The 18,431-nt window shown below is 55.2% G+C and carries 14 protein-coding genes; 8 read left to right on the forward strand and 6 right to left on the reverse strand.

Going from position 1 to position 18,431, the window contains the following annotated elements; all coding sequences use genetic code 11:
- Positions 1-3: 3 nt before the first annotated feature.
- Complete coding sequence (locus J7J49_RS07665) at positions 4-2,997, reverse strand: c-type cytochrome (protein ID WP_251048199.1); 2,994 nt, start codon at positions 2,995-2,997, stop codon at positions 4-6.
- A complete protein-coding gene (locus tag J7J49_RS07670; protein WP_215091518.1) occupies positions 2,990-3,478 on the reverse strand; it encodes a (2Fe-2S)-binding protein in 489 nt (162 codons plus the stop codon). The genes J7J49_RS07665 and J7J49_RS07670 overlap by 8 nt, the downstream gene beginning before the upstream one ends.
- A 509-nt stretch (positions 3,479-3,987) precedes the next feature.
- Between J7J49_RS07670 and J7J49_RS07675 the strand changes: the two genes are divergently transcribed.
- The 4 genes from J7J49_RS07675 to J7J49_RS07690 are packed head-to-tail and all read left to right on the forward strand — an operon-like array spanning position 3,988 to position 7,427.
- On the forward strand, positions 3,988-5,148 hold the full coding sequence (locus J7J49_RS07675) for an FAD-dependent monooxygenase (protein ID WP_215091520.1): 1,161 nt from the start codon (positions 3,988-3,990) through the stop codon (positions 5,146-5,148).
- Positions 5,145-5,963, forward strand: coding sequence for an alpha/beta fold hydrolase (locus J7J49_RS07680; protein WP_215091522.1), 819 nt, complete (start codon positions 5,145-5,147; stop codon positions 5,961-5,963). The genes J7J49_RS07675 and J7J49_RS07680 overlap by 4 nt, the downstream gene beginning before the upstream one ends.
- Positions 5,964-5,993: 30 nt before the next feature.
- Complete coding sequence (locus J7J49_RS07685) at positions 5,994-6,746, forward strand: maleate cis-trans isomerase family protein (RefSeq protein WP_502793507.1); 753 nt, start codon at positions 5,994-5,996, stop codon at positions 6,744-6,746.
- Positions 6,747-6,776: 30 nt separating this feature from the next.
- Positions 6,777-7,427: an N-carbamoylsarcosine amidohydrolase gene (locus J7J49_RS07690; protein ID WP_215091524.1), complete on the forward strand. Its 651-nt coding sequence runs from the start codon at positions 6,777-6,779 to the stop codon at positions 7,425-7,427.
- Between the two features lie 42 nt (positions 7,428-7,469).
- Here the strand turns inward: J7J49_RS07690 and J7J49_RS07695 are convergent, their stop codons facing one another.
- Positions 7,470-7,952, reverse strand: a complete 483-nt coding sequence (locus tag J7J49_RS07695) for a MarR family winged helix-turn-helix transcriptional regulator (protein WP_215091526.1) — start codon at positions 7,950-7,952, stop codon at positions 7,470-7,472.
- Between the two features lie 208 nt (positions 7,953-8,160).
- Between J7J49_RS07695 and J7J49_RS07700 the strand changes: the two genes are divergently transcribed.
- The 4 genes from J7J49_RS07700 (at position 8,161) to J7J49_RS07715 (ending at position 14,262) form a co-directional block, all read left to right on the forward strand.
- Positions 8,161-10,449 carry a xanthine dehydrogenase family protein molybdopterin-binding subunit gene (locus J7J49_RS07700; RefSeq protein WP_215091528.1) on the forward strand — a complete coding sequence of 763 codons (2,289 nt, stop codon included), beginning with the start codon at positions 8,161-8,163 and terminating at the stop codon, positions 10,447-10,449.
- Positions 10,449-11,417 (forward strand): XdhC family protein, encoded by a 969-nt coding sequence (locus J7J49_RS07705; RefSeq protein WP_215091530.1) that lies wholly within the window; start codon positions 10,449-10,451, stop codon positions 11,415-11,417. Before J7J49_RS07700 ends, J7J49_RS07705 begins: the two co-directional genes overlap by 1 nt.
- Positions 11,407-12,033 carry a nucleotidyltransferase family protein gene (locus tag J7J49_RS07710; protein ID WP_215091532.1) on the forward strand — a complete coding sequence of 209 codons (627 nt, stop codon included), beginning with the start codon at positions 11,407-11,409 and terminating at the stop codon, positions 12,031-12,033. Before J7J49_RS07705 ends, J7J49_RS07710 begins: the two co-directional genes overlap by 11 nt.
- Before the next feature lie 246 nt (positions 12,034-12,279).
- Positions 12,280-14,262 (forward strand): methyl-accepting chemotaxis protein, encoded by a 1,983-nt coding sequence (locus J7J49_RS07715; RefSeq protein ID WP_064235480.1) that lies wholly within the window; start codon positions 12,280-12,282, stop codon positions 14,260-14,262.
- Positions 14,263-14,334: 72 nt separating this feature from the next.
- Here J7J49_RS07715 and J7J49_RS07720 read toward each other — a convergent pair whose 3' ends face one another.
- From J7J49_RS07720 to katG, 3 genes are all read right to left on the reverse strand, one after another.
- Entirely contained in the window at positions 14,335-15,456 is a 1,122-nt protein-coding gene (locus J7J49_RS07720; protein WP_215091534.1) for a DUF3137 domain-containing protein, read from the reverse strand.
- An 8-nt stretch (positions 15,457-15,464) separates the two neighbouring features.
- On the reverse strand, positions 15,465-16,043 hold the full coding sequence (locus J7J49_RS07725) for a LemA family protein (protein ID WP_215091536.1): 579 nt from the start codon (positions 16,041-16,043) through the stop codon (positions 15,465-15,467).
- Between the two features lie 189 nt (positions 16,044-16,232).
- Complete coding sequence (katG, locus tag J7J49_RS07730; RefSeq protein ID WP_215091538.1) at positions 16,233-18,386, reverse strand: catalase/peroxidase HPI; 2,154 nt, start codon at positions 18,384-18,386, stop codon at positions 16,233-16,235.
- Positions 18,387-18,431 lie beyond the last annotated feature (45 nt).

The raw sequence follows: 18,431 nt of genomic DNA on the forward strand, positions 1-18,431 counted from the left end.
ACGTCAGGGAGTAGAGTGAGTGTTGTTGTGGTGAGGCTGGCGTAAATCAGCAATGCGTTGTTCTACTTGTTGCCAAGGCGCTTTCTCTGGGGCAAAACGCGCTCGGAGATAGGTCGCCAAATCAGCGACCTGGGTATTACTAAAACTGTCGGCAAAGCCAGGCATGCTACCCACACCGGGCACGTGCTCCGCGTGAACACCGCCCAAAATTGACTGAATAACGTTATCAGGGTGATCACTATGCAAATTGGTATTCAGCGCCAGGTTGGTGCTCGCGCTTGAAAAGGTCGGTACACCAGATGCCACATGGCAGGCCGCACAGGCACCCTCGAATAGCCGCTCGCCTGCCTCTAGTTCGGGGGCGCTAAGCGCTGCGCTTGCCACGCGCTGTTCTGCCCCCGCCACATCGGCATCGCTATTGCCTGTGGGCGCCTGCATTTGGGCGGCCACGTAATGGGCAATGGCGCGCACGTCGTATTCAGGCAGTTCGGCCAAGCCCGCTACCACCGGGGCCATCGGGCCGGAAGCAACGCCATGCAGTGCCGATTCGCCCTGGCGTAGATAGTCGTAAAGCGATGCTTCACTCCACGGTACAGGGGCACGCGACAAGGCATTAAGCGGTGGCGCTTCCCAGCCATCTACAAAGGCACCGGCCAAATACGCTTCGCCGCTTTTCTCGGCACCCATGGCATTACGTGGGCTGTGGCAAGCGCTACAGTGGCCTAACCCTTCGGCCAGATAGGCACCCCGGTTATACAGCTCGCTTTGCATGGGGTCTGGCTGGAAGGGAGCTGGGTCGTGGTAAAGCGCGTTCCAGCCCGCCATTAAAGTGCGCACGCTGAAGGGAAAAGAGAGTTCATTGATGGTTTTTGCAGCCGCTACTGGTGGCTGAGCCATTAAGTAGGCATAAAGCGCCTGCAAGTCGGCATCACTGGTTTTGGCAAAGGCCGTATAGGGAAAAGCAGGATAAAGGTGGCTGCCATTACGGCTGATGCCATGGCGCATGGCCCGCTCAAACGCCGCGTAGGACCACTGGCCAATCCCCGTTGATTCATCCGGGGTAATATTAGTGCTGTAAAGCGTCCCGAAGGGCGTTTCAAAAGCACGTCCGCCCACATTGGTCACGCCACCTTCGGAGGTATGGCACGCCGCACAATCACCCGCTGCAGCGACCAGCCGCCCGCGCTCGATAGTCTCGGCGGAATAGAGGTTGGCAGCGGGCCGGGAAACGGGCGCGATTGCTCCTTTCCACGGCCAGGCCATGGCCGCAGTGCCTGCAATGGTGGTGAACGCAGCGGCGGCCAACCAGCGCCGTTTCGTGGAGCGCGACTGTTTAACTGGCTTAGATGGCCGCCCTGAGCCCTCGATCGCCGATTCTTCAAGTGCTTGGCGTACGCGGTTGGCGGTAAACGGCGGTTGGCGAAAACGCAGGCCGGTGGCATCGAACAGCGCATTGGCTATAACCGCAACCCCCGGCGACAGCTCCGCACCGGTTAGTACGTCTTCCCCAACAGCGGCCACCGAAGCACTAGGCGAATACAGGGTTGGCGAAGACGCGGTTGGCGCTAACGCTGAAGATTCATGTTTAGTCAGCGCACCACTACCATCACCCCACTCGTCAAAACGGGGTTCATGCCCCAAAAAGGGGCGCGCTTCGCCCAACACGCGAGCCTGTAACGTCTGCTGCAGACGCGCCGTATCAATATCAGGGCCAGCATCCTGACCCACTACCAAGCGGGTAAGCTGGACATCGCCGGTAATACGATTGACCTCCACATCGGCAATCCAGGCAGAGCGCACCCCCGATTCCACGCGTTGTTCGCGGTCAGGTAGCTGGGAGTAGGCAAAGCCTCGCCCGCGTAGTAGATCCTGGGATAGTGATTCCGATGATGGAGTGGACGAACGTTGCCACTCGGCCCGTTTAGCCACGGACTCAATCAACTCAATGCCCCGCGCATCCTCTAAATGTCGCAGCCGCAGCGCGATGGGATCTTGCTCGCTCTCGCGGGCAACCTCATCTAAAAAGGATTCCCGTGCAAACGCCTGCTGTATACCGATCAAGGTGGGATTGGTGGCAAGCGAGGCTGGCTGGGAGCGTGCGGCAAGGTATTGATCGCGAAAGACATAAGGCGAGAACGGCGGTGTGCCGTTATCTCCAGCAGGGAACTCCGTCAGCTCGGCGATTGCGGCGGCGCCGCTTAGCCACAGCCCGACGGCGGCCACCTCACCGGTGAGATTGGCCTGCTGATAGCGATAACGGGCTATCTCACCGTCACTGGCGAGATCCGCATTTAGGGTAATCCGCTGCGCTTGCCCTAGCGCTTCAACGTCCTTGGCGTAGCGGGCATCAAGCCAAACGGCGACGGGGCTGCCCACTGCCCGCGACATCAACGCGGCATCTACGGCGGCATCATCGCCGCAGTGGCGGCCCAATCCCGACGCCTGCTGCGTTGAGTGCTTATTCTCTGCGCTGTAGAGCTCAATCTGGCTGACATCCAGCGCGGTTAACCGGCTTAGATCCTGCTTCAGTGCAACTGGGGTGGCGGTCTGCCCCCATACACTCAATTGCTGGTCGCTATAATCGGCGATTACCCAGCTGGGATGATTGCCCCAGCGCATTCGACTGGGCCAACCATACGCATGGCTCGCCGATGCGTATGGCGGATGACTCTCTTCAACGGGCATTTTAGCGGGCGATTTATCAGCAGCTTGACGAACAGTTCGCCACTCCACTTTCAACTTTTTAGCCGCATCGGTTGCCAAAGCCAAACTATCGGCCACCACCCCCACAAAGTCCCCTTCCACCACCACGTCGATAGGGCCGGAGAGTGAGGCGAGGCTATTTTTGTCGACGCCAACCAAGCGGTCACTTGCAAAGCGCCCGTCGCTCCAACGGTAGAAAGGGGGTCGCACCACCACACCGTAGCGTGCCTTCGCCAGCAGTGCGGAGGTACCGGCCGGTGCCTGCTGGCCATTGAGCATCGACCCATCACTCATAAGGTGTCTTCTCCAGCGCGACCGCATTAATCACTACGGCACGTTCAGCTGCCTGGAGAATTTCAACGTGGGTACCGCAACGGCAAAGGTTATGCTCTAACGCCGCGCGAATCTGCTCTGCAGTGGGCTGGGCATTATGATTTAACAGCCCGCGAACAGTGATGATCATGCCGTTCAAACAGTAGCCACACTGCGCCGCCTGGGCGTCGATAAAGGCCTGCTGCACAGGATCAAGCTGGCCATCCTGGGCAAGTCCATCAAGGGTCGTCACGTTATGCCCAACGGCGGCGGATACAGGCAGCACGCAGGAACGTGCCGCCATACCGTCGATCAGTACGCTACATGCACCACACTCGCCTAAGCCACAGCCATATTTCGGGCCATTGAGCGCCAGGTCATTACGCAGCACATTGAGCAGCGGTGTCTGCGGCGGCACCGCTAGCTCACGTTCTTGCCCATTGATAGTTAGCTTTAGCGTCATAGGGGATCATCATCGTTATTGTTAAAGCAGCCATCTCGCTTACATAAAGCATTGGGACTGGCTTAGATACTACTAATAAATACTGCCTTCCAAACACGCTTCGAAGCACTTGATAGCTAGCCTATTGTCACCTTTGCCATCTACTTTGCACCAGCAGTGTGCAGCGCTCTCCATAATCGTGCATTTAAGCGCACACACCATAAAAAATAGACTATTAAACGTATAGCACTCAATTGAGTCGTATTTCAAGTTTTTAAAAAAACCCGAAAAACACTATTTAATTATTTAAATTCAATAATTTAAAAACAAATAACCTTATTTAACGTACAAAAAATATTTTACAACTTAATTCTTGACCAAGAATTAAATGGTGTATACGTTGTTTTAAAGCGTTAACGACTGACCCTAAAAAGGGCCTTGTAGCACAGGCAATCAAGCGAACACCCTCCCCTTCAGTGATGTCCGCAAAAACCAGTACGCAGTAAATAAAACAGCGAGGAAACAAACCGATGAACAATAAACCCACCATTGCCGTCATTGGCGCAGGTCTTGGCGGTGCGGCTGCAGGCGCGCTGCTGCAGCAAGCGGGTTATCCTACCAAGGTGTACGAACAGGCCCCGGCATTTTCTCGTTTAGGGGCAGGCATTCACCTTGGCCCTAACGTGATGAAAGTCATGCGCCGCATTGGTATCGAAGAAAAACTCAATGCCATGGGCTCACACCCCGACTACTGGTTTAGCCGTAATGGCATGACGGGGGAGTATCAATCACGCATCCCGCTGGGTGAGTTTGCTCGTGACAACTACGGCGCGGCCTATATCACCGTGCATCGTGGCGACCTACACGAACTAATGGTCAGCACGCTTGATCAGGACAATCTCTATTTCGATAAACGCCTGGTCGATGTGGATGACAGCGGCGACAAAGTGGTCATGACCTTCGCCGATGGCTCAATCGAAGAGGCCGATTTGGTGATCGGCGCTGACGGCGTTAACTCGCGCCTGCGCGAGAAGCTGCTCGGCCCTGAAGCGCCTATTTACAGCGGTTGGGTCGCCCACCGGGCGATTATCTCGGCGGAAAAGCTCAAAGCATACGACCTGGACTTTGAAGCCTGCGTAAAGTGGTGGTCAGAAGATCGCCATATGATGGTCTACTTCGTCACCGGCGACGAGAAAGAGTACTACTACGTCACGGGCGTGCCTGAACCCGACTGGAATCACGGCACCTCCTTCGTCGATAGCTCGCGGGAAGAGATGCGCCAGGCATTCGAGGGTTACCACCCCACCGTGCAGGCGCTGATCGACTGCACCGAAAGCGTTACCAAGTGGCCGTTACTGGAGCGCAACCCGCTACCGCTATGGCATGAAAACCGTCTAGTGCTGTTGGGTGACGCCTGTCACCCGATGAAGCCGCATATGGCCCAGGGTGCCGCCATGGCCATTGAAGATGCCGCCATGCTGGTGCGCTGCCTGGAGGAAGTGGGCGCAGCCGATTATCAGAACGCCTTCGAGCTGTACCGCACCAACCGATTTGAGCGCGCCTCCCGGGTACAGCAGGTTTCCCACGACAATACATGGCTTCGTCAAGACGAAGACCCGGCCTGGGTGTTTGCCTACGACCCCTTTGAGGTGCCGCTAAAACAGCCGATCAACGAAGGGAGCCCGGTATGAGCAGCAATTATCTTTATGGTGGCAACCTGCACGCCAACGGTATTCGTCAGCACTACCTGCGCTTCGGCGACAGCACCGATTCCTCGTGCCAGCCGTTGGTACTGATACCGGGCATTACCAGCCCGGCAGTCACCTGGGGCTTTGTGGCTGAGCGCCTGGGGCAGCACTTTGATACTTATGTACTCGACGTTCGTGGCCGTGGCTTATCCTCTACCGGCCCAGATCTCGCCTACGACACCGACACCTGCGCCGACGACGTGATCGCCTCTATCGAAGCACTGGGGCTCAACAATGTCATCCTGGCGGGCCACTCCATGGGCGCACGTTTTGCCCTGCGCGCCATGAGCCGTGGCGCCAAAGGCGTCGACAAGCTGGTACTGATCGACCCGCCGGTTTCAGGGCCAGGTCGTCGGGAGTACCCCAGTAAGCTGCCCTGGTATGTGGACTCGATTCGCGACTGCACACGTGGTGCCGATATCGAGACCATGCGCCACTACTGCCCCACCTGGAGCGATGACCAGCTGCGGCTGCGCGCCGAATGGCTGCACACCTGCTATGAACCCGCCATTGTTCAGGCGTTTGAAGAGTTTCATAGCGTCGATATCCACCAGGATTTCCCAAGCATCAAGGTGCCTACGCTGCTGATGTGCGCGGGTAAGGGCGGGGTTATCCAAGATGAAGATCGCGCCGAAATACGCTCCCTGCTGCCGACGATTCGCATTACCACCGCGGAACAAGCGGGCCATATGATTCCCTGGGATGACTTCGATGGCTTTTTTGCCGCGTTTGAAGACTTCCTGGGTACACAACTCTAATAAAGGCCAATGATCATGACTCACAGCTCCATGACCAAGACATACCGTATCGGCCAGATCGTCCCCAGCTCCAATATCACCATGGAGACCGAAATCCCGGCGATGCTGGCGGCGCGGCAGTTGATCCGCCCTGAACGCTTCACCTTCCACTCCAGCCGTATGCGTATGAAAACCGTCAGCAAGGACGAGCTGGCTGCCATGGACGCAGAGTCTGACCGCTGCGCCCTGGAGCTGTCTGACGCGGCGGTAGACGTAATGGGCTACGCCTGCCTAGTGGCCATTATGGCGATGGGGCCTGGCTACCACCGCGAATCCCAGCAGCGGCTGCGCAGCCGCACTAAAGAGAATGGCTGCGATACACCCGTGGTGACCAGCGCAGGCGCCCTCGTGGATGCCCTGGGTGTGATGAAAGCCAAGCGCGTCGTGGTAGTGGCACCCTACATGAAGCCGCTCACCGAGATGGTGGTCGACTATATCCGTCAGGAAGGTATTGAAGTGCTCGACTACCGGGCGCTTGAGATCCCCAATAATCTGGATGTCGCCCGCCACGACCCGGCTAATCTACCGGAGATCGTTGCTAGCCTGGATTTAAGCAATGTGGATGCGATTGTACTGTCAGCCTGTGTGCAAATGCCGTCTTTACCAGCGGTCGCCAAGGTCGAAGCACTGACCGGCAAACCGGTAGTCACTGCCGCGATTGCGACCACTTACGCCATGCTCAAGGCACTTGACCTAGAACCCATCGTACCGGGTGCGGGCGCGCTCCTGTCAGGGGCTTACTAACGATATCCGGTGCTGATTTAGGAGATGGCCATGTCGCCAAACAAGACTGATGACAGCGATGATGTTAGTAACAACTACAAGGGCGTGTGGGATGGGCGCATCGGCTTTGGTAAAAGCCCAGCGCTGCTAGTGGTCGACTTTATGCAGGGCTACACCACCCCCGGCTCACCGCTATTTGCCCAGGGCGTGGTAGACGCCGTGGCCAATATGCCGCCGCTATTAAATACCGCTCGGCGTACGGGCACGCCCGTTATCCATACCAATATTCTGTATCACGCCCCGGATCAGATCGATGGCGGCATTTGGGTTAAAAAGGCACCGGTAATGCGGGCCATGGTGGCGGGAAATCCCTACGCAGAATTCTGCCCTGAGGTGACACCTCGTGAAGACGAACTGGTGATGACCAAGCAGTATGCCAGCGCCTTTTTTGGTACTTCACTGGCGTCCACGCTGGTCGCCATGGGCGTCGATACGCTGATCATTACCGGCTGCTCCACCAGCGGCTGCATTCGAGCCACCGCGGTGGATGGGCTGCAGCATGGCTTTCGCGTGATGGTTGTTCGCGACTGTGTCGGCGACCGCCACCCAGCCCCCCATGAAGCCAACTTATTTGATATCGACAGTAAGTATGGCGATGTGATTGGGCTGGATGAGACGCTGGGTTACTTAATGAAGCGTTAGCAGCACTCAAAGAGCGCGGGTGAGAGGCGCACCTTTGCCGTGTTACCCATCCGCGTTCATTTTCTCCAGCAGGTGCATCAACGCGATTCGCTCTGCGGGGTTTAGATTTTTCATGGTCTGATCGCTGATCTGCTTGGCACTGGGCACCATGTTCTCGACTAACTCGGCACCGGGCTCGGTGATCACGACCATGACCTTACGTTGATCGTTAGGGTCGGTGGTGAGCGAGATCCATTCACGTGCTTTAAGGCGTTTGATGACGCCGCGGATCGTGGCTGGGTCAATCGCCGTGGCGTTGACGATATCGGTCAACGAGCTGGGACCACGCTCCATCACCGTGCACAGCGTGACAAACTGAATGGCCGTGAGTTGTTTATCGCTGCTGAAGCGCTGAAAGATAGCGGTATGCCGCTGGTAGGCTTTACGGAGCAGATGCCCTACCTGTTCGGAAAAATCATAGCCCTGCTCACTGGGCGTAGGGTGCTCGCCGGAAGACGAGTGGTGAAGCGCACGATCCGTTGTCATTCCCTCTCCTTTAAGTAATGGCGGCGTTGTAAAACGATTATGGCACTGGTCAGCATGGCGTTACATCAACGCACAAAATACTGCTTGCGCTGACACAATTCATCATGCTTTTATGGTGTACACGCTATAATTTTACCTTAATTAACGCCATATCATCACCCCAAATATCAACCCACACATCCATTTAAGCATAGCGCGGGAGGCAGACATGGCGGGTAAGCTGGACTATACAAGAGAGTCGCTGCTTAATGACCCCGACCTTCTGGTAGTCTACCGAGACCCGGTAACGCCTCCCAAGCCCGCCCCAGGACAGCCAGGTACACACTCAAACTTCACTCCGCTTGAGCCCGAGATATTCATTGCCGTATTGAGTGACAGTCATATCGTGGCTTTCAACGGCCACGTAGACCTGGGCACCGGTATACGCACCGCACTGGCACAAATCGTTGCGGAAGAGCTCAACGTTGGTTTCGATAGCGTCACCATGGTACTGGGCAACTCCTGTGAAGCACCCAACCAAGGCCCCACCATCGCCAGTGCGACGATCCAGATCACCGCTGAGCCACTGCGCCGGGCCGCAGCCCAGGCGCGGGAATACCTGTTAACGCTGGCGGCCAAGCACTGTGAGGTAGAGCCCGCGCTACTTAGCTGCCAAGACGGCGCTATTTATCTCAACGATACTGTTCATTCCAACGATAAGCACCGTCTGTCCGTCAGCTATGGGGCGTTACTGCAGGGCGCCCGCCATGCGCTAAAGCTTGCCGATCACGCGCCGCTTAAGCCAACCAGTGATTACACCCTAGTGGGGCACTCTACCTCGCGTGTGGATATTCCCGATAAAGTCACCGGCAAATTGACCTTTGTCCACGACCTGCGCCTGCCCGGCATGCTGCATGGACGGGTTATTCGGCCGCCTTACGCAGGTTACGACAGTGGCGACTTTATCGGCACCAGCTTAGTGGCTGTGGATGAAAGCTCCGTAGCGCATTTGCCAGGGGTGGTCAGCGTCGTGGTGATCGGTGACTTTGTCGGCGTGGTGGCCGAGCGTGAAGAGCAGGCCGCCGCCGCCGCCAAACAGCTAAAGGTAGAGTGGCGGCCAATCAAAGGCCTGCCTCAACTGGACGATATCGAGAAAGCGCTGCTCGACCTGCCCAGCAAGCAGCGCGTGCTGCTCGAAGAGGGTGATCTCGACAGCGCCCTGGCCGCCGCCGACCAACCGCTCAATCGCCACTATGTGTGGCCTTTCCAATTGCATGGCTCCATTGGCCCCTCGTGCTCCGTCGCCGATGCCAGAGAAGGAGCCCTTCACGTCTGGTCGGGCACCCAGAATCCACACAGCCTGCGAGCCGATCTCGCCCGCCTTACCGGCCTGGATGAGAGTGTTATTACGATTACCCGCATGGAGACTTCGGGCTGCTATGGGCGCAACTGCGCCGATGACGTTGGCGCCGATGCAGCGCTGCTCTCACGGGCGGTGGGCCGACCTGTCCGGGTACAGTTGACCCGTGAGCAGGAGCACAGTTGGGAGCCTAAAGGGGCAGCCCAGTATATGGCCATCCAAGGCGGCTTAAACGCAGATGGCTGCCCGGCAGGCTACCGTTTTAGCACACGCTACCCCTCGAACAGTGCGCCCACGCTGGCACTACTGCTGACTGGGGCAACGCCGCCTATCGATATCCCCTTTGAGATGGGCGACCGAACGTCGGTGCCGCCCTACCGCTACCCTTATCGGCAGATAATCTGTGACGACGTGCCGACCCTGGTGCGCGCCTCCTGGCTTCGCGGCGTCTCAGCGCTGCCCAACACCTTCGCCCACGAAAGCTATATCGATGAGCTCGCCTATTGGGCGGGGGAAGATCCTGTCGCCTATCGGTTGCGTTACCTGGCTGACGACCGCGCCGGTGAGCTTGTCGAAGCGCTAGTCAAACGCGCGAACTGGGAACCCGGCAGCGCCAATGCCAACCCAAGAAGCGATGGTGATTGGCGCTATGGCCGCGGCTTCGCTTACGCTCAATACGTACATAGTAAATACCCGGGCTTTGGCGCCGCACTCGCTGCCTGGGTGATTGAATTAAGAGTCAATGTGAAGAGTGGCCGTATTGTGATCGAGCGCCTATACGTAGGACAGGATGCGGGACTCATGGTGAACCCTGCCGGTGTGCGCCACCAAGTGCATGGCAACGTGATCCAGATGCTCAGCCGCACCCTAAAAGAGCGGGTAACCTTTGAAGATGGCCTACCCACCAGCAAAGAGTGGGGCGGATACCCTATTCTGCGTTTCTCCGAGCTGCCCCCTATCGATGTGCTGCTGCTTGACCGACCTGAACTGCCGCCACTTGGCGTTGGAGAGTCCGCCTCCCTGCCCGGTGCCCCCGCGATAGCTAACGCCCTCTTCGACGCCACAGGGGTACGCTTTACCCATCCCCCTTTTACGCCTGCCGCCGTTCGCGAAGCACTACATGCGGCTCTTAGGCTCCCCATGGAGGCGGTCAGTTAATGCACCACCTAGACCTACAGGTGATTGAGCGGGCGCTGCAATGGGCCAATCAGGGGCTGACCGTTTGGCTGTGTACGGTGCTAAAAACCTTTGGTTCGTCGCCCCGGGAGCCGGGCGCCATGCTGGTAGCGTGTGACACCGGGGAGTACCTAGGCTCGCTTTCGGGCGGCTGTGTTGAGGAAGATTTTATTGCACGGCTACATAGCGGTGAATTTGCCCAGCCGGTGCAACGGGTAAGCTACGGTGGCGACAATGGCCCAGCGAGCACCTACCTACCCTGCGGAGGCAGCCTTGAGGTGTTGGTTGAGCGGCTAGCACCAACTACTGAAAATCTCACCCATCTTGAAGTGATGCACGCCACCCTGCTTGGCCGCCAACCGCTAACCCGCTGTATCAAATTGGATGGCAGCGGCAAGCGCTTTAACCCTGCGAATAACTCCACGCCCGCCGTGACTGTCGATGCGGCTAGCGTCAATATCCGCATTGGGCCCGCGTTACGGCTGATTATCGCGGGGATCTCCTCTATCTCTTCGCCCTGTGCGCTGTTTGCCCAATCACTGGGGTTTGAAGTGATTGTCTGCGATCCCCGAGACGCAGCCCGCAAAAATTTCGCCGTAACCGGCGTGGAAGTCCAAGCAGTGCTGCCTTCCGTGTTTATCGCCTCGGGCGGTTGCCATGCCAATACCGCCGTTGTGGCTTTGACCCACGACCCGCGTATTGACGATTTAGCCATGATCGAAGCCGTTCGTACGGAGGCATTTTACATTGGCGTCATGGGCTCCCAGCAAACCTCGCAACAGCGTGCCGAACGGCTACTGCGTTCTGGCGGCCTAACGGAACGCCAAGTAGCCAGAATCGCCATGCCCATCGGGCTCAATCTGGGCAGCAAAACACCCGCGGAGATTGCGCTGGCCGTAATGGCCGATATTGTTCGCCTCTATCGTGGAAAACAGCGTCATGCGTTGTAACGATATTATCGTCATCGTGATGGCAGCAGGCCAATCAAGCCGTTTTGGCAGCGATAAACGAGCTGCCAAACTGAGTAGTGGCGAAACACTCTTAGACGCCACTTTATTGTCTATTCAAAAACACTTTTCTAATATCTGCGTCGTCATTAAACCCGAAGATAATATCGAATCATTCGGGCTCTCTATACAACCTTCTACAATAATTAGCCCGCGCAGTCATTTAGGCCTTGGCTACAGCATTAGCGATGCTTTCTTACAGTTAATGCAAGACAAAAGAACACATGACGAAAACATACAACACTACCGTGCTGCAGCGATATGGTTAGCCGATCTTCCCTGGGTAAGCCAAAACACATGTGAGGTAGTAACTAACATTACAACCGCAGAAAATATTGTACAACCCTTACATTTTAAAAAACCAGGGCATCCCGTTGTTTTTGGGAATAAATTTTGGCACGAGTTAGCACATTTAGAAAACGCCAAGGGGGCTAGCACTCTCGTCAAAAAGCATAGCAGCCATGTCATTAATGTCTCTCTCAACGATCCAGGCGTGTGTGCTGATGTCGATTATCCCGATGATTTAATCGAACCACTAAAAAGCACAAGAGATACATAAAAGCCACATAACACCCCAACAAAAATTACATTAAAAATAAAACAACGAACGAATTTAACGCTACTATATTAGATTAAATAAATATTAAAAAAGCAACTTAGAAAACAACTGTAAAAAGCAAGGGCATCAACGGTCGCCAATGAATAGCGGCCGTAAGAAAACTTTCAGGGAACTATTAAACAGCCAGGGCATAATACTCGCCACTCCCGCAGTCTTCTGCTTCTGGCCTACACATCGAGGCAACAAATGAAAAAAATTTCTCGTCTTTCTCTGACGCAGAAACTGCTGGTCGCTGTCGCTATCCCCCTCTTAGTGGTGGCCGTCATTTTAGGTTTTGTCGTCAATCAACAGCTTAACCAGGCCATTCCTGCGCTAATCGATAATGCCGGTAAGCGGCAGGTAGAAGCACGGGCAGATGAAATCAGCCGCTGGATTACCGGGTACCGTAATTGGATAGCCGTGCTTGCTCAGGATGAGCGTTTGGTGGAAGACGTACCGCTTGCGTCTCACCGGGAATGGCTCGAAAAGCGCTACCCACCGGGAGGCACCATTGAGTCACTGTTCTTTACTGACGCATCTGGCGCGACCCTAACCCACGCGGGGGTTAATTTACAGATAGCTGAACGTCCGTATTTTAAAGCCCTAGTGACTGACGGTACTCAGGATAGCCTGCTAAGTGATCCTGTTATCTCCATGGTTAGCGGCCTGCCTACCGCAATTGTTGCCGATACGGTCTTCGATGAGCGCGGCAATCGAGCGGGGTTGCTAGGTATGACTGTCTCCATGGCCGCCGTGTCTGATATCACCTCTGATATCAATGTAGGCGAAGGCAGCTATGGCTGGTTAATCGACAGCCAGGGGCAAGTCATTGCTCATCCGGTTGAAGAGTACCGCATGTCGCTTAACTACACCGATGCCGACCAGCAGGGCTACCAAGGTCTGGATGCACTGAGTCAGCAAATACTCAGCGGCACGGCGGGCTCTGGCGAAATCACCATGCCCAGCGGGGAGCACACTATTCTCATGTGGAGCCCGGTGGAAGGTACCTCCTGGGTGGTGGGGGTGACGGTGCCCATTGCCGCCTTTACGACAGTGACCAACAAGCTGCTACAGTCACTGCTGCTGGCCGGTGGGCTGCTGCTGATCGTATTGTTGGTTGTGGTTGCCTATGCAGCGCGGCGCTCGCTTGCCCCCATCAAACATACCGCCAGCGCCATGGCGGATATTGCCCAAGGTAGAGGCGATTTAACGCGCCGATTGGAAGCCAAAACCCAGGATGAAATCGGTGATCTTGCCCATGGCTTTAATGCCTTCGTCGAGCGCATGCAGTCCACCCTTCAGGAAGTACGCCAAAATGCCCGCACGGTACTCTCAGATGCCAGCGATATGGCGGATGGTACCCATGAGCTTTCATCGCGTACCGAGCAAGCGGCGGCCAATCTCCAGGAAACCTCCGCTTCAATGGAGCAAATTCACTCCACGGTAGCGCATACCTCCCAGGCTTCCGAGCAGGCAAATAGTCTTGCACTGGAAGCCGCCAGTGCTTCAGAGCGCGGCACAGAGTCCATGACTCAAATGGAAGCCAAGATGGCCGCGATCAACGAGTCAGCCAATAAAATCAGCAACATTATCGGCTTGATTGACTCGATTGCATTTCAAACCAACATTTTAGCGCTTAATGCGTCAGTAGAAGCTGCCCGTGCCGGTGAGCAAGGTCGTGGTTTCGCGGTGGTCGCTAGCGAAGTACGCACGCTAGCCAGTCGCTCGGCATCGGCAGCGCATGATATTCGTGCGTTAATTGATATGTCGGTCAGTCACTCTAAAGAAGGCAGCGACATCGTTAAGGCGGCGGCTGAACGTATGAATGAGATTCGCCACAGCGTGACCCAGGTATCGGATGTCATCGCCGAGATTGCCGCCGGTGCGCGGGAACAAACCGCAGGCATTCAACAGGTCAACACGGCGGTTGCCGAGATGGATATGATGACCCAGAAGAATGCCGCCATGGTCAGTCAAAGCGCCAACCTTGCCACCAATATGCGCGACAATGCTCAGAGGCTTGATCAGCTGATGAGTGAGTTTGTGCTCAGTGAAAACAGCGCTACAGCGCTGCCCTATACGGCAATACACAAAACGCGTTCAGCACCAAACACTGAATTAACTCAAACGGCGCGTCATACCCAGGCAGTCAAGCAAAAACATGAAGTGGTGGAGTGGGAAGCGTTCTAACTCCTCTCCTCATCATTAGTAAGACTAAAAAGCACTCCATTGGGTGCTTTTTAGTTTCATACAGCACCTAGGCTAGGATCGGCTGTTTTGAAACAACTCAAGCACAGTGAAGATATTTTGCAGTTCACTGTGCAACTGCCCGCAAAAGGGTAGGTCAGCTACGGCTATTTCTGAATCAGGTGTCGTCAGCGCTTGTTGATCAGTGTTGAGCAGTAATAATACTTGCTGATTAAACATGCTCACCGCTATACCTGCATCGGCATATTGATCAGATAAACTAAGCAAGCGCTGCATTAATGCAGGTGTTAGCCAAGCTCTGGCAGCAATTTGGTCGGTGCTATAAACAGTAAAGCGCTGATTAAAATCCGCATCTTCCAGGAATACTTGCTCTGTGTTGGCAACATCAGTTGTTAGCTTAAAACGTGACGTCAAGGTTCTTTGCTGCACAAGAGTGGTGACACCCTCAAAGCCAGTTGGCGCAGCTAAATACAGCATCAAGCCATGAAATTTTTTGCGAGCCCGTTGATGGCCGCGCTGCCGACCGTAAAACTCGGTGTGGCTGACCTGAAAATGGCACTGTCGATAATACCCAACGATATAGTCTTCTTGAAATACGTCTCCATTATGTGGCGGCAAAATACCTGATGCCGCCAATGGTTGTATTGGTATAGCGCCATAGCGCTGGTAGTCCAACTTTCCAAACTCAGTTAGTAATAGTGGTATCAGTCGCTGTTTACAGTTATCGATGTAGTTCAGATAGGAACCAGCAAAACTAAGGTAACTAATCCCAACGGCTAGCATAATGGCCCAGAAAAAGGGTGACAGCACAGACATAAAAAAGGACAAATTAAAATCGCCGCCATTTATTAACATCCAAAGCTGCGACAAGACCGTCCAGCCAGCAAAAGCCGCAGCCGCCAGCAAAAAGGCGGGGAGCAGCTTGTTACCCAATAAGTCTGCTTGGCTTTGCAAACGTTGGCGCTCAACTTCCAGCTGATGAATATCATCACGGTGTTGTTGCAGTACATCCTTTACTGCTGCCGATGCTAAGCTGGGTGGCTGGCGATTTCTGCCAAACCGTAGCGCTAATCTGGCACTAATTTTATTGAGAATAAAATCTACGGCCACCAGCCAACGTTGTGACGCAATATTGCGCCGATAGGGCTGCAGCTCACCTTGCTGTTCGGTAGACATCATAGCCTTTAATTAAGTAGCGATTTTGCATCAACGGGTTGATGCGCATCACTGTCTGCTTGAAAAAAAGGATATTTATCAATCGACATAGCCGATGCAAGCACAGACCCTGGAAATATCTCCGTGATATTTCGCAGCCGCCTGACAGAGGTGTTGTAGAAGCGCCGAGCAGCGGCGATGTTGGTCTCTACTTCTACGTAAGTTTGTTGGGCATTAACCATAGGGCCAGCAGAAGTCAGCTCTGGATAGGCCTCGGCTTGCACCATCAAGCGACTCATTGCACCCTGTAATTGCTGCTCCAGTGCAAAGTGGGAGGCTACATCAGAAGCGTTGTGGCTTTGCGCCGTCTGCTGCAGTGCAGAGAAGGCTTCGGTTCTAAGCCGGGTAATGTCGTCTAGCAACTGCTGCTCATGCTGCATAAAGCGTTTCGCAATCGTCAGTACATTAGGAATCAAATCGTGGCGTTTTTTCAATTGCACATCAACGCCCGCTAGCGCATCTAACGTGGCGTTACGCCTAGCAATAATCAGCATGTACCAAGCATAAAGCAGAGCAAATACTGCAAAGGCAGCGACCCAAAACAGCATAAAACTCTCCACACTCAGCACTTAGACAGAAAACAAAGTTAACATAGCCTCACGATTGGCGCTAGCGTCATACTTCACTCCAAACATTAATGTAAATGTTGTGCCAGACAATATAAAAAAGCCCGCATCCAAAAATGCGGGCTAGGCTTATCTACTGAGGCTAAAGCACCCAGTAGTTAGTAGGAGTACTTACGCGACGTCGAAGCGATCCGCGTTCATCACTTTCGTCCAGGCAGCGACGAAGTCTTTGACGAACTTCTCGTCGTTGTCGTCCTGGGCGTAGACTTCTGCGTAGGAGCGCAGCAGCGAGTTGGAACCGAACACTAGGTCAACGCGGGTAGCCGTCCATTTCACGGCGTCGGTTTGACGGTCGCGAATCTCGTAGGCATTTTTGCCCACCGGCTTCCAGCTGTTGCCCATATCGGTCAAGTTGACGAAGAAGTCGTTGGTCAACTGGCCTTCACGGTCGGTGAATACGCCGTGCTTGGTGCCACCATAGTTGGTGCCGAGCACACGCATACCACCCAGTAACACGACCATTTCCGGCCCTGTCAGCCCCATCAGTTGAGCGCGATCCAACAGCAGCTCTTCCGGCTTGACCACGTAGTCTTTCTTCTGCCAGTTGCGGAAACCGTCAGCCAGCGGCTCTAGCGGCTCGAAAGATTCGCCATCGGTCATTTCGGCAGAAGCATCGCCACGCCCTTTCAGGAAAGGTACGCGAACGTCATAGCCTGCCGCTTTGGCGGCTTTCTCAATGGCGAAACTACCGGCCAGAACGATCACGTCGGCAAGGCTTGCGCCGGTGTCGGCAGAGATCTTCTCGTAGACCGCTAATACGCTGGAAAGGCGAGCGGGCTCGTTGCCTTCCCAATCTTTCTGAGGCGCCAAGCGAATGCGGGCACCGTTGGCACCGCCACGCATATCAGAGCCGCGGTATGTACGCGCGCTGTCCCAAGCAGTACTGACCATGTCGCTGATGCTCAGGCCGGCTTCGGCGATTTTCTGCTTCACCACTTCTTCGCTGTAATCAGTGCTGCCAGCTGGGATGGGATCCTGCCAGATCAGGTCTTCAGCGGGCACTTCCGGGCCGATGTAACGCGCTTTCGGGCCTAGGTCACGGTGGGTCAGTTTGAACCAGGCCTTGGCGAACGTCTGCTTGAAGTACTCCGGATCCGCCATGAATTTTTCACAAATGGCACGGTAGGCCGGATCCATCTTCATGGCCATATCCGCATCCGTCATGATCGGATTGTGGCGGATAGAAGGGTCGCTGGCGTCAACCGGCTTGTCTTCTTCCTTGATGTTCACCGGCTCCCACTGGTGAGCGCCCGCAGGGCTCTTGCGCAGTTCCCACTCATAGCCGAACAGCAGGTCAAAATAGCCCATATCGAACTGGGTCGGATTGGTAGTCCAGGCGCCTTCAATGCCAGAGGTCACGGCATTGCTCGCCTTGCCACCCATAGTTGGGTTGCCCCAGCCAAAGCCCTGATTTTCAACGCCTGAGGCTTCAGGTTCAGCAGCAAGAGCGGCTGCGTCGCCGTTACCGTGACACTTACCTACCGTGTGGCCACCGGCGGTGAGCGCGGCGGTCTCTTCGTCGTTCATTGCCATACGGGCGAAAGTTTCACGCACCTGCTGAGCGGTTTTCAGCGGGTCGGGCACACCGTTAACACCTTCAGGGTTAACGTAGATAAGCCCCATCTGTACCGCGGCTAGCGGGTTTTCCATGGTTTCCGGCTTTTCAACATCGCCATAGCGCTCGTCAGAAGGCGCCAACCACTCTTTTTCATCACCCCAGTAGATGTCTTTTTCCGGGGCCCAGATATCTTCGCGGCCAAATGAGAAACCATAAGCCGGTAGCCCCATGGATTCATAGGCAACGGTGCCCGCCAGGATCATCAGGTCAGCCCAGCTAATTTTGTTGCCATACTTTTTCTTGATCGGCCACAGCAAGCGCCGCGCTTTATCCAGGCTGACGTTATCCGGCCAAGAGTTGAGGGGAGCGAAACGCTGGCTGCCAGTACCGCCGCCACCCCGGCCGTCGGCCAGGCGATAAGTACCCGCGGAGTGCCACGCCATACGGATCATTAGACCGCCGTAGTGGCCCCAGTCGGCCGGCCACCAGGCTTGGCTGTCGGTCATCAGCGCGTGAACGTCTTGCTTGAGCGCGTCAAAATCGAGCTTTCTGACCTCTTCCCGATAGTCAAAATCTGCATCCATCGGGTTTGTTTTGCGGTCATGCTGGTGCAAGATATCCAGGTTAATCCCTTCCGGCCACCAGTCTTTGTTTGACGTGCCTGTGGAGGTATTACCACCGTGCATTACTGGACATTTACCACTCATAGCTCTCTCCCTCTAACTCTATTTTGCGTTAGCTGTTTTTGTCTT

It is taken from the genome of Halomonas sp. ISL-56, assembly GCF_018612805.1.
Taxonomy (GTDB): Bacteria; Pseudomonadota; Gammaproteobacteria; order Pseudomonadales; family Halomonadaceae; genus Vreelandella.

Bases quoted from the DNA above. Each gene is read 5' to 3' on its own strand.
- J7J49_RS07665 (WP_251048199.1), bottom strand. From the start codon at position 2,997: ATGAGTGATGGGTCGATGCTCAATGGCCAGCAGGCACCGGCCGGTACC.
- J7J49_RS07670 (WP_215091518.1), bottom strand. From the start codon at position 3,478: ATGACGCTAAAGCTAACTATCAATGGGCAAGAACGTGAGCTAGCGGTG.
- J7J49_RS07675 (WP_215091520.1), top strand. From the start codon at position 3,988: ATGAACAATAAACCCACCATTGCCGTCATTGGCGCAGGTCTTGGCGGT.
- J7J49_RS07680 (WP_215091522.1), top strand. From the start codon at position 5,145: ATGAGCAGCAATTATCTTTATGGTGGCAACCTGCACGCCAACGGTATT.
- J7J49_RS07685 (WP_502793507.1), top strand. From the start codon at position 5,994: ATGACCAAGACATACCGTATCGGCCAGATCGTCCCCAGCTCCAATATC.
- J7J49_RS07690 (WP_215091524.1), top strand. From the start codon at position 6,777: ATGTCGCCAAACAAGACTGATGACAGCGATGATGTTAGTAACAACTAC.
- J7J49_RS07695 (WP_215091526.1), bottom strand. From the start codon at position 7,952: ATGACAACGGATCGTGCGCTTCACCACTCGTCTTCCGGCGAGCACCCT.
- J7J49_RS07700 (WP_215091528.1), top strand. From the start codon at position 8,161: ATGGCGGGTAAGCTGGACTATACAAGAGAGTCGCTGCTTAATGACCCC.
- J7J49_RS07705 (WP_215091530.1), top strand. From the start codon at position 10,449: ATGCACCACCTAGACCTACAGGTGATTGAGCGGGCGCTGCAATGGGCC.
- J7J49_RS07710 (WP_215091532.1), top strand. From the start codon at position 11,407: ATGCGTTGTAACGATATTATCGTCATCGTGATGGCAGCAGGCCAATCA.
- J7J49_RS07715 (WP_064235480.1), top strand. From the start codon at position 12,280: ATGAAAAAAATTTCTCGTCTTTCTCTGACGCAGAAACTGCTGGTCGCT.
- J7J49_RS07720 (WP_215091534.1), bottom strand. From the start codon at position 15,456: ATGTCTACCGAACAGCAAGGTGAGCTGCAGCCCTATCGGCGCAATATT.
- J7J49_RS07725 (WP_215091536.1), bottom strand. From the start codon at position 16,043: ATGCTGTTTTGGGTCGCTGCCTTTGCAGTATTTGCTCTGCTTTATGCT.
- katG (WP_215091538.1), bottom strand. From the start codon at position 18,386: ATGAGTGGTAAATGTCCAGTAATGCACGGTGGTAATACCTCCACAGGC.